The sequence below is a fragment of the Streptococcus suis genome, assembly GCF_002960445.1.
GTDB lineage: Bacteria > Bacillota > Bacilli > Lactobacillales > Streptococcaceae > Streptococcus > Streptococcus hyiners.
In genome coordinates this window covers 1-300 of sequence record NZ_POJD01000344.1, presented here as the reverse complement: position 1 = coordinate 300, position 300 = coordinate 1, and the positions used below count along the sequence as shown (strand labels likewise).

Sequence of the window (300 nt, the reverse complement as noted above, 5' to 3'; positions counted from 1 at the left end):
TCAAATTATTGAAGATGAATTACAAAAAATTATCCCAGCTATCGGAAACGAACTTGGTTTACCAGTTATTAACCTTTACACTGTGACGGAGGGACATCTTGAATACTATAGCGATGGTCTTCATTTGACACCGTTAGGAAATCAAGTTATTGCTGAAGAGATTTACCAGCATCTCAGACACTAATGGCTCTAAATTGTGGTATAATACTAGTGAAATGGAGAGATTATGGTAAAAAGAGATTTAATAAAACAAATCAGTTTATTGGTCTTATTGATTTTTGGAATCATTGGCCTACGATT

General features: G+C 33.7%; 1 protein-coding gene. It reads left to right on the top strand.

Translation table 11 applies throughout. The annotated features are described in order from the left end of the window. Positions 1 to 184 (top strand): SGNH/GDSL hydrolase family protein (locus C1G53_RS11175; protein ID WP_419579793.1); only part of this gene is annotated, 184 nt, incomplete at its 5' end. Between the last annotated feature and the right edge of the window lie 116 nt (positions 185 to 300).